Genomic DNA, 11432 nt, shown 5'->3' with positions numbered 1-11432 from the left:
TTAAAGATCCCAAGCATCCCCATGTTTCTACTGCCAAACTTTTATCTGGCTGCTAAATAACATTTAGACAGGTATCGTGTTATTAGTTATTTTGATGGTGGCGATCTTGCCACGATTTTCGAGTATAGCCAGTAGGGTGGGTACTGCCCACAGACCATTTTGAATCGAAGCAATAAGAGTTTAAGCTGTTTTATTCGATCGAGCAATATCTTCAGCACTAGATCGAGATTACATCCAACAAAATTGCCATAACTCACACTCAATTACTCCAAATATTTATATTTATAAATCGACAATGGTGCTGGTGGGCACTGCCCACCCTACTTTTTTAGATCTGAAGAACAAGATTTCCAAGCTGTAAAAGAGCGATATCCGATCGCTTCGATAGCGATCGTACAGCCCTGAACTCTAATTGTTAAATGTCACAAACACTCGTGCCCAATATTTTTCAGCTCAAAATTTTCGCTAGCCGACAGTCATTTAATCCGATTGACGATCGATCGAGCTGGAATTTTTGCCAGGATCGCTCGCGATCGTTGGCGCAGCCTCTCTCTGGGAGAATTGCCTCAACGATTATCTGTACCGGAATCTGGCTGATAATGCCGCTCGTCGGGATAGCACAAGACACCCCTCCAGTCGTCGTACCGTCGCCATCTCCACCGATATCTACGCCGACGGATGGCGTATTTTTTGCGGATATTATCGTCAGAGGGCAGGTAATTTTACAAGTTGGCAGTCTTGCCAATTTGAGTGCGAGCGATCGCGCGAATATTATCAATCGCCGGATTGCGAGTTTTTTGGCTCAATCGCCATCGAATGGCGCGATTACCGTTCAAACCGACCCACAGCGAAGGATTGCTACCCTCCAACTAAATAATCGGATTCTGATGACTGTCACCCAACAGGATGCCCAGGATTTTGGTGTGGGTGTAGAGAGACTGGCGCAGCAGTGGGCAACGGCACTCAATCGCGCATTTGCCGAACCCCCGCTGGCGATCGATGTCGGACAACGACTCTACAGTACGATCCGCCAGTTTCAGCGCGATAGCATCGATCGATTGCCAACCATTCTAGGCGCACTGCTGACTGTGTCACTGACGATGTTTCTGGCTAGCAGTATCAAACGCATTACATTAGCAGCATCCGAACGATGGGAACTTGATTACAATCCCAAAACGTTAGTGAGTCGGGTAGCGTACACCAGTATTTGGATCTTCGGCACGATCGTCGCTCTGGGAGTGTTGGGATTGAACTTTGCAACGCTAGTTGGCACATTAGGACTGACAAGTGTGGCAATTGGCTTTAGCTTGCGAGATATTCTGAGCAATTATTTCTCTGGCATTATTTTATTGGTATCGCGCCCATTTCAGGTTGGAGATCAAATTATCATTCAAGACTATGAAGGCACTGTAACTTACATTAAACTCCGTGCAACCACACTAATTACTTCCGATGGCCGCACGATTTCGATTCCCAATCTACAAGTATTTATCGCCACAATTATCAACAACACGGCAGCGGATTTGCGTCGGAGTTCGTTGACGATCGGGATCGATTACGACACAGATATTGCCAGCGTCAAAGCGGTTATCGATCGAGCGGTAATGAGCGTCGAGAGTATAGTTTCTCAGCCGCCAGTGGAAATTCTCGTCAGAGAACTTGCCACTAGCGAAGTCAAAATCGAAGTCCGGTTTTGGGTAAGTTCGCAACGGTTATCTTTTCTAGAATCGACTTCTCAAGTCGCGCAATCAATTAAAGAAGCCATGACAGCAGCGGGGATCGATCGGTCTGACACAGTTTATACCGTCCAGCTCAAAAACACGCCCAGTATCTGCGATAGTCAGTCAGAGTGATTGCTGCAACCCGATTGCATTCTACCAACCTAAACTAATCGATTTTAGTAGTTGAAGCCAAGCCTTGCACTCCGATCGAGGACTAATTCAATCCAAATTTAGAATTCAAAAATGATAGAGACAAGTTTACCAAAAGTGGCGATCGAGGAGAGCTTAGAGCAATTTTTATTAGTGCTATTAGTTGCTTTGAGTGTGGCAATCTTGCCTCAAATTATCGACTGGTTTCATCGCATTCCTTATACACTACTACTGGTAATTGTCGGATTGGGTCTGGCTGTTGCCGATGTCAGATTAGTTCAACTTTCACCTGAATTAATTCTGCTGATTTTTCTACCGCCACTTTTGTTTGAAGCGGCTTGGAACTTGAAATGGTTGCGGCTCAAACAAGATTTGATACCAATCTGTCTTTATGCGGTATTTGGGACAATTATTGCAATTGCAGGCGTAGCAAGCGGACTGAATTTACTAGCTGGGCTACCTGTGACGACTGCATTACTAATTGGTGCGAGTCTGGCAGCGACAGATCCGGTGTCGGTGACGGCTCTATTTAGGGAGTTGGGTGTCGATAAGCGGCTGACTACCCTGATGGAGGGTGAAAGTTTATTTAACGACGGGATGGCGGTTGTTGCCTTTGGATTTGTGGTGGCGTTCTCACAGGGCACCGCTAATTTAACAGTGGGGGCAATTGTGACCCAGTTGGCGATCGTGGTAGGAATTGGGCTAGTTACTGGGGCACTAGTTGGGTTTGGCATCTCCTATCTCACCCAACGCTTCGATCTACCCTTAGTAGAGCAGTCCCTCACTTTAGTTGCCGCCTATGGTACCTATTTAATCGCCGAGAAATTCGGCGGATCGGGGGTGATTGGGGTCGTCACGACGGGGCTGATTCTGGGTAATTTTGGCTCGCGGATCGGCATGAACCCCCGCACTCGCGTCATCGTCAGTGAGTTTTGGGAATTTTTATCCTTTTTTGTCAATTCGATTGTCTTCTTGCTCATCGGCGATCGAATTCGCTTTGCAGTTTTGGCTGAAAACTGGGTGGCAATCGGGGTGACAATTACCGCGATGACATTATCAAGAGCGATCGCAATTTACGGACTCGGTAGTCTGAGCAACCGTTTGGCTGGTACGGAAATTTCCATCCCAGAGCGAACTGTACTGTGGTGGGGCGGCTTGCGGGGTGCCGTATCGATCGCCTTGGCGTTGAGCGTACCAGCAAATGTGCCAGGTCGAGATGCGATCGTGGCAAGCGTGTTTGGGACGGTGTTATTTACCCTCCTCTTCCAAGGATTGACCATTGAGCCGCTCCTGGCTCAACTAGACTTGCTGGGCGATCTGCCGATGCGTCAGCATTATCTGGAGATTGTCGCCCGTCAGACTGCCCTCAACCGCGTACTAGCACATTTAGGCGAAATAGATCGACATCCTGGCATCGAACCCGATTTTTATCAATATCAAGTGTCACTGGTGCAGGGAGAACTAACTCGTTTGCGATCGGAATTAGAAAATCTCCAAAATGATTATCCCGATCTCCAGACAATTATCGCCGAACAACTGCGAGATGAGCTGCTCTCGATCGAGGCGGAGACTTATGCCGAACTAGTGCAGGCGGGTCGCTTGGATCGAGAACTCTCGCTGTTGATGGAAGTACGAGACTTGTAAAACCTGCGGTTGTAAAAGCTATATGTACCATATCGACTCCAATTCTACTAACTATTGCGCCCCAAATCGATCGGGATTATTGAAGCTTGTGAGATCGACATTTCCAGCCGATCGTGAGATGCTGCGGAAATCGTTGCAATTACCGTTCGGGCGATAAGACTGTGTGAATTTGCACCTCAGCCGTCAGGAGTTTATGCACAGGGCAGCGATCGGCAATCTCTAACAGTCGTTGCCGTTGCTCGACCGTCAAGGTACCCCTCAGATGAAGATTAGCCTGAATGACTTGCGAACTTTCGACTTTCTCCAGCGTGCAATCGACACTGACATGCGCTAATTCCCAGCCCTTACGCGCTGCATACATCTTCACTGTGATTGCCTTACAAGCCCCCAGCCCCGCTAAAACGAACTCAAAGGGAGTTGGAGCTGTATCATTCCCACCTAAATCGGTTGGTTCATCGGCCAGGAGCTGAAATTGCCGAATGGCAATATCTTGTCCCAGATGGGATGCATTCGATGAAACTCGCACGGATGTCATGAGATTTCTCCTATTGTGACTACAACTAGATAATGGGGACGAATGGATCGGATCGCGCTCAAAACTGTAATTGCCAGAGACAAGCGAGATCGCAACAGTCGCTAGATTAATTGCGTCCAGCCATAACCCCCCCATCGACATCCCACACTGCGCCTGTAACCCAAGCAGCCCGATCGGATAGCAAAAAGACGATCGCATCTGCCACATTTTCCGGTGTCCCAATCCGACCGATCGGATGAAAGGCATTAAAGCCCTGTAATGCTTCGTGAACCTCCTCTTTGGGGATAAATCCTTCATAAATCGGCGTTTCCACGACGGCGGGTGAGACCGCGTTAACTCGAATCCCGCGATCGCCTAATTCCATCGCCAGATGCTGCGTTAGTGAATGCAAACCTGCTTTTGCCATCGAATAGGCAGACGATGGCGTGGCTTTTACCGCTTGCTTGGCCCACATCGAGCCAACATTGACGATCGCGCCCTCGATCTTCTGATTCACCATATTTTGCGCGATCGCCTGAGTAATGAAAAACGTCGCCTTATTCAATTCCAAATACAGGTCATAGTCGGTCATCTAATAGGTAGATGTCAAGTAAATTTTTTATGCTGCATAACAGCCTATTGCAGCGGACGTGCTAGGTCTGTTAGCCTCCATGATTGGTAAGGTACTCCGAAACCCAAAAATCCCACTCGTCAAGCAGCTCAATCCTTGGGTATCGGACTATGGGATCGAGCATTAGGTGCTATCGACTCGATCGCCCGTCAGCGATCGAGTCGATGTCTACTGTGAGCCAGATCGTGTGGCGCGTTCCCGCGAGCCTCTCGGTACGGGAATCGAGTTATCCTGTAGAGATAAAAAGGAGCGCGGAGCGGTTACAATCTTCAAGGCCGTTGTATAGCAAACTGGATGTGGAGCGATCGACAATTACGACAACTATTGCGCCCCAAGCCGATCGCGATTATGGAGGCTTGCGCGATCGGGATTGTCTCGGCTCTAGCCGGAGTGGGACTAAAACAATCGGTGGTGTGGTTGGAGGCATGGCGGGTAGATTTGGCGGGGACGTTTTCGCCGTGGCTGGTGTTGCCACTCATCGGCATTTGTGGGGGATATCTTAGCGGTTTATTAGTCGAGCGACTGGCTCCAGAGGCGGCGGGAAGCGGTATACCCCAAGTCAAGGCGGCGTTGGGCTACTTTCCGATCGCGTTAGATCTGCGGGTAGCAGCAGTTAAGTGGGTCAGTACCGCTCTGTCCTTGGGTTCTGGCTTTGCGTTGGGGCGACAGGGGCCGACGGTGCAGATCGGAGCCGCCTTAGCAGCTCAACTGAGTTATTGGACGCATACATCGCCGACTCATCAACGTCAATTGATTGCCGCTGGAGCGGCGGCGGGACTGGCAGCGAGTTTTAATGCCCCGATCGCAGGTGTCTTATTCGCGATCGAGGAATTGTTGCAAGATGTCTCGGATCTGACTTTAGGGACGGCGATTATTGCCGCAGTCGTGGGGGGTGTCATATCGCGCGCAATCGGCGGACGGGGGATGGTTCCCGATCTGAGTCACATCCAGATTCAGTTTTCGCTAGCAGAGATTCCACTACCGATCTGCGTGGGGATACTGGCGGGATTATTGGGGGTATGGTGCAATCGCTGTCTCCTGGGGAGTTTAAAGTTTTATCAGTGGCAGTTTCGCGCTCGCTCTCTCGCTGTTAAATTGGCTGTAGCGGGTGGGATAACGGGTATTCTGAGCATTATTTTGCCCCATGCGTTGCTGACTAGCAGAGATCTCCAAGATTTGGCGATTCTCGGTCGGATCGATTGGCAGAGTGCCGCGTGGATTTTGGGCGGTCAATTCTTGTTGTGCTTGGTGGGGTTTGGTGCTAGTGCCCCTGGGGGGTTGTTTGAACCGAGTCTGATTTTAGGTGCGGCTTTGGGCGATCTGGTAGCCACGGGGATGCAAAGTGGTTACGCACAGGGGCTATTACCGATCGATTTAGTAGTTAGCTCGCCGACTGTTTATGCTTTGACGGGGATGAGTGCGGTGTTTAGTGCCATTACCCACCGTCCGATGGTGGCGATCGCGATCGTCTGGGAAATGACCGCCCAATTTGACCTCATTTTACCGTTGATGCTCGGTTCGGTGGTCGCCTATCTAGTGGCAGAGAAACTATTTCCTGGTTCCATTTATCAACATTTACTCATCGGCAAGGGAATTAACCTCAATCTCCCCGACTTAGCACAGCAGAGTTGGGTTGGTTTAACTGCCGCCGATTTGATGCAGCGGCGCGTCGAAACTCTCTCCAGTCAAATGACCATCGCCGCCGCACTCCAAGCTTTTGCCGATTCTTCCCATCGGGGATTTCCGATCGTCGAGCAGGGTAAATTAGTCGGCATTCTCACCCAACGCGATTTGGCAGACATTCAGCAGCAACAGTGGGATCTTCAGACCCCGATTTCCGCGCTGATGACGCAGCGGGTAATTGCCGTCAGACCGCAAGATGCCCTGACTTCAGTATTGTATCTGCTCGATCGCCATCAAATCGGGAGATTGCCCGTTGTCGAGGGTCGCAAACTAGTCGGTATCATTACTCGCGCCGATATCATTCGCGCCGAAGCCGAACGAGTGAGTAGTACCGTCAGCCCCCTGGGCACCCGCCCAGAACCGTCTTATCTGGTTTATCGCACTCAAAGGCTGCTAGTGCCGCTGAGCAACCCCCAGACGGCAGATATCCTACTCCGTTTGGCCGCTGAGATCGCGCTCAAATCTAATTACGAGCTAGAATGCCTGCACGCGATCGTCATTCCCCGTTCGCGGATACCCGCCGAAACGCCTGTCGATTTGAGTGTCAGTCGCCAATTGTGCGATCGCGCCGTCGCTTTGGGTCGAACTTTGGGCATCTCGGTGCATACCCAAATCCGCGTTACCCACAATGTCGCTGCTACCATTTTGGAAACAATTAGCGATCGACATATCGATCTCCTCTGTATGGGCTGGCAGGGCAAAACTACTACTCCAGGCATGGTGTTTGGGAGTACTGTCGATACGGCGATCCGGCAAGCTCCGTGCAATGTCATGCTCGTCAAGCTGGGGGCGCGGTTACAACTCCATGTAGGTGCTGGCAAATCGAGTGCGGTGGATGCGATGATGCGGCTGACTCAACTCAATCGCTGGCTGGTACCGATCTCGGGTGGGCCGAATACTGAGTATGCTTTACAATTATTACCCGCGCTCGTCGCACTCAATCGCGAGCCAGAGATCCATCTGTGTCAAGTCTTCGCGCCAACAGATGACTGCCCGGATCGGAGCAGTTTAAATATAGCAGCAGATTTTATCCGCCAATCTACAGATATCGTAGCGAAGATTGCCACCGTCTACGCTGATGATGTCCCTAGCGCGGCGATCGATTTTGCCATCGAGCAACAATGCAATGTCATTATCCTCGGCGCAAGTCGGGAAGGCTTACTCCAGCAAAGCATTCACGGGAATATTCCCAATGCGATCGCGCGTGGCTCGGATTGCACGACGATCGTCGTCAGAGCCGCAATTTCGGGGTCGAATTAATGCCACGTTCGGGCGATCGAACTCAAGCAGATTCTCTCAACACATACCCCACACCACGTACTGTGTGAAGTAGGCGTTTAGGATTGTTTACTTCTAACTTGAGACGTAGGGCACGAATATAGACTTCGATAATATTCGACTCACCCATAAAATCATATCCCCAAACTTTTTCCAGAATTTGGTCGCGATTCATTACTTGGCGAGGATGGCGGAGCAAATATTCCAAAAGATCGAACTCTTTGGCTGTTAATTCAATTAGTTGGCTGTTTCGATAAACCTCACGAGTAAGACGATTTAAAATCAAGTCTTCAAATTCAAAATTATCTGGATCTTCGGGCTGTATCCGCCGCAATCTGGCTTTGACTCTAGCAAGTAGTTCTTCGATGCTAAAGGGTTTGGTGACATAATCATCCGCTCCAGCATTTAATCCAGCGACTCGATCGGGAATTTCATCTCTAGCAGTGAGCATAATAATCGGTACCTGAATCCCAGTCGATCGCAAGCGCAAACACAGATCTATTCCAGAAATTCCTGGTAGCATCCAATCCAAAATCAACAGATCTGGTTGAATATTCCGGGCGATCGTCAGTCCATCTAGACCATTCGGGGCGACAGTCACCTGATAGCCTTCTAATGTTAATTCTTCTTCAATTAACCCAGCTAATTTGGGATCGTCTTCAACTAACAGAATGCGATCGTTCATCTCAATAAAATATAAATCTTTGATTGGTGCGATTCGCTTCCCGAACTAAAAAAGATCTCGATCGAGAAAAGGGCAAGAATTCGATAGTAAGACTACTTCGTTCTTTCCCCTTTCCCATTATATTCGCCGTGAGAACGATCGAACTATGATTTTAGGCAAAAGCAATATCAGTAATGCTAGCAGCACTGATATTGCTCAAAATTGCCAGCTCATCATTACCAAAACTGATGACTGTATTCCGACCGACTCCAGTAATTGTCAGATCGCTGAAGTTCAGACCATCTGCTAAACTGAGACGATCGCCGCTGCCAAGATTGAAATCAGTAATGGTGTCGAAGCCTTCGCCAGCAGCCAAGCTGAATACATCACTACCAGCACCACCAGTCAACCGATTGAATCCGCTGCCACCATACAAGTAATCGTTACCTTTGCCACCAAAGATGATATCGTTCCCGACATTACCATACAAGTAATCGTCACCATTACCTCCTTCGAGACGATCGTTCCCCAGTCCGCCCACGAGCTTATCGTTGCCGAGTCCACCGTGTAACTTATCGTCCCCAGCACCACCATTAATCAGATCGTCTTGTTTGGTTCCAGTCAGGTTATCGTTACCATCGGTACCATCGATCGTGTTGAAGATGCGGAACCGAGCGACCTTGTAGTCAGGTGCAGTAAAATCAGCATTAGTAAAGCGAGGATCGCTCAAAATCGCCCCACCTGGAATAAATCCAGTCGCAGTGCGAACCACACCATTTTCGACAGTACCAGTATTCGGCACTGACTGTCCGAAGAAGGCAGTATTGGCGGGGATTTCATCATTGACTTCAGTACCAGCATCCAAAACTTGGCTGCCAAGCACAGTAAAATCGGCACCGATGAAGTTGCCTTTAGCATCAAAGATCTCATGAGCGCGCTCGTTACCATTGGCAATGAAAAAGTCATTGCTAGGGAGAATCATCGAAGCATAGTTAAAATAGCGGCTGTTGGGATTGCTGGCATCCAAAGTTACCGTAAAAGAGCCTGTTTCACCCGGATCGATCGGACCAGGCGCACCTACCAATGGCCCTGTCACCGCTCCGGCAACAGTTCCAAATCCTGACTGAAGGAACTCAGCACCGATAACGCTAACGGTACCATCTTCAGCAATGCGCTCTACCCCCTGAGAAGCAGGGCGACCGCGATCGTATGTATCGAACATGCCATTATGAAATCCAAACCAAACAGGCGTAAGCAAGGTACCTTTATTCGGTGCCAGATTCTCGATTTCAATGGTGAGTTTAGTTTGCATGGCGATCCTATAGGAATAATTTGGTGATGACTGCTAAAAATCAATCTCGATCGCAGGCAAATTCCCTGACTGGTTAAAGATTGGAGCAAACGGCTCTAATTCTTTACTGGGTCAAAGATTTACCCGCTCCAAAAGAATTTCAGCAACACTCAAATTAAATGCTAGAAAAATGAGGAGAAGATGAAGATTGGCTGGATCGGAGATAAAGCTTTGCGTATAAATACTGACAATCTTGGCGCGAACAGCCTCCGCGCGTTCATGACGATGATTTCCAGATCGGTAATGCAATGGTAAAAGTACTACCTTCACCTGGCTTCGATCGCAGTGTAATTTTGCCGTTCATTCCTTCGATTAAACTTTTGGCGATCGCTAGACCCAAACCCGTACCATCTCTGGATCGTGTCGATGAATCCTGCGCTCGATAAAATCGCTCGAAGATGCGATTTTGATGTTCTAGTGCGATTCCAATTCCGCGATCGCGAATGCGAACGATTGCCAGATCTCCGGTTTGTTCGATCGCGATCTCGATCGGACTATTCGAGTACTTAATGGCATTATCGACGAGATTAATTAATACCTGCATCAGGCGATCTTGATCTGCTAGGGCAACAACATCCGCTGAAGTTGTCGATACTGAAATCGGATGCTTACTGACTTTCTGGCTCATGTCAACGACTTCAGCAACCAATGTATTTAGAACTACTGGGCTTTGCCGAAAATGAAGATTGCCGCTATCGGCACGGGCGAGATCGAGTAAATCTTGGAGCATTCGGATCGTGCGATCGGTTTCAGAAATCGCTGTCGCTAGTGCGTGTTGCTGGTGAGTGGTTAAATTATCACCCCGCCGCAATAAACTTTGGAGATAGCCTAAGACCACTGTGAGCGGCGTGCGGAGTTCGTGGGAAACATTGCCCACAAATTGCCGCTGTTGCTCCCAAGCACCAGATAATCTGACGGTCATGTCATTAAAGGCTGTTGCTAGCCCCAGAATCTCGTCAGGAGCCTGTTGTAGTTCCAGTTGAGCACCACCGAGATCGTCAGCAGAAACATTGCTGGCAATGTCGCTCATTTGCTCTAGTGGTTGCAGTGTTGTGCGGATGCGTTGAGAGATCGCCATCATCAGTACCCCGATCGCCAAAATGCCGATCGCGATTAAGCTATTCATATCCGCATTTAATTGACGACGATCGAGTGTGACATCTTGGGATAAATATACTTTACCGATCGGTTGGCCATTGATGGTCAGGGGGCTGCCACATAACACCATGTAGCGATCGCCAAATTGGACGATCGTCGGCTTTGCTGGGGCTTCTGTCTGGCTAATCGTATTAATTAGTTCGGCTGATGGCGTATTCATCCCCGCAGACTGACTTAAAATTTTGCCGCTAGGCTCCTTAACCCAGATCGAGACCCCCGAAGTCGAAAGCTTGTCGATCGTCCGTTCCAGACCGATTTTGACGGTTTTGGATTCACTATACATTTCGACTTGTTCTGGAAAGCGCATCGCGACATATTCCAACAGTTGCTTATTGGACATGGCTAGAGTTCTCTCCATCCGCCACGCCGACCACAGCGCGATACTAGCGACCCCGATCGCCGAAATAGTTAGCAATTCTAAGGTCAAGCGAAACTGGAGCGAAGTCGGGGAAACTCGCCGTTTGAATAAGTTTTGGAGTGTTTTTGTCGATCGGGAAAACGGGAACATTGGAGGGAGGGGGGAAAGGGGAAGGGGGAAGGGAGAAAGAAGGAGGAGGAAGAAAGAGAGGGGGGCGCCGAAGGGCAGCGGGCCCGGCCCGGCGAGCGGCAGAGCGAAGAGGAGCGGCAACTGGTTGTTG

At 49.3% G+C, this 11432-nt stretch carries 7 protein-coding genes and 1 pseudogene; 3 read left to right on the top strand and 5 right to left on the bottom strand.

Annotated elements, in window-relative coordinates; all coding sequences use genetic code 11:
- Positions 1 to 419: 419 nt before the first annotated feature.
- Positions 420 to 1853 (top strand): mechanosensitive ion channel family protein, encoded by a 1434-nt coding sequence (locus C7B77_RS13390; RefSeq protein ID WP_245894184.1) that lies wholly within the window; start codon positions 420 to 422, stop codon positions 1851 to 1853.
- 111 nt (positions 1854 to 1964) lie between these two features.
- Positions 1965 to 3515, top strand: coding sequence for a cation:proton antiporter (locus C7B77_RS13385; protein WP_106305402.1), 1551 nt, complete (start codon positions 1965 to 1967; stop codon positions 3513 to 3515).
- 139 nt (positions 3516 to 3654) lie between these two features.
- On the opposite strand, the gene C7B77_RS13380 is transcribed toward C7B77_RS13385, so the two are convergent.
- Both C7B77_RS13380 and C7B77_RS13375 read right to left on the bottom strand, forming a co-directional pair.
- Positions 3655 to 4050, bottom strand: coding sequence for an OsmC family protein (locus C7B77_RS13380; RefSeq protein WP_106305405.1), 396 nt, complete (start codon positions 4048 to 4050; stop codon positions 3655 to 3657).
- Positions 4051 to 4156: 106 nt separating this feature from the next.
- Positions 4157 to 4615, bottom strand: a pseudogene (locus C7B77_RS13375) (SDR family NAD(P)-dependent oxidoreductase); the annotation flags it as partial.
- A gap of 339 nt (positions 4616 to 4954) precedes the next feature.
- Here C7B77_RS13375 and C7B77_RS13370 point away from each other — a divergent pair.
- Positions 4955 to 7603, top strand: coding sequence for a chloride channel protein (locus C7B77_RS13370; protein WP_106305400.1), 2649 nt, complete (start codon positions 4955 to 4957; stop codon positions 7601 to 7603).
- Between the two features lie 22 nt (positions 7604 to 7625).
- On the opposite strand, the gene C7B77_RS13365 is transcribed toward C7B77_RS13370, so the two are convergent.
- The 3 genes from C7B77_RS13365 to C7B77_RS13355 form a co-directional block, all read right to left on the bottom strand.
- Positions 7626 to 8306 (bottom strand): response regulator transcription factor, encoded by a 681-nt coding sequence (locus C7B77_RS13365; RefSeq protein WP_106305397.1) that lies wholly within the window; start codon positions 8304 to 8306, stop codon positions 7626 to 7628.
- Between the two features lie 151 nt (positions 8307 to 8457).
- Complete coding sequence (locus C7B77_RS13360) at positions 8458 to 9597, bottom strand: spondin domain-containing protein (protein WP_106305394.1); 1140 nt, start codon at positions 9595 to 9597, stop codon at positions 8458 to 8460.
- Between the two features lie 256 nt (positions 9598 to 9853).
- The gene (locus C7B77_RS13355; protein WP_106305391.1) at positions 9854 to 11302 is read right to left on the bottom strand and encodes a sensor histidine kinase; all 1449 of its coding nucleotides are present in this window, start codon (positions 11300 to 11302) and stop codon (positions 9854 to 9856) included.
- Between the last annotated feature and the right edge of the window lie 130 nt (positions 11303 to 11432).

Source organism: Chamaesiphon polymorphus CCALA 037, from assembly GCF_003003845.1.
GTDB classification, from domain to species: Bacteria; Cyanobacteriota; Cyanobacteriia; order Cyanobacteriales; family Chamaesiphonaceae; genus Chamaesiphon; species Chamaesiphon polymorphus.
The sequence above is the reverse complement of the archived record's forward strand: the minus strand, read 5'-3'. Positions and strand labels throughout refer to the sequence as shown.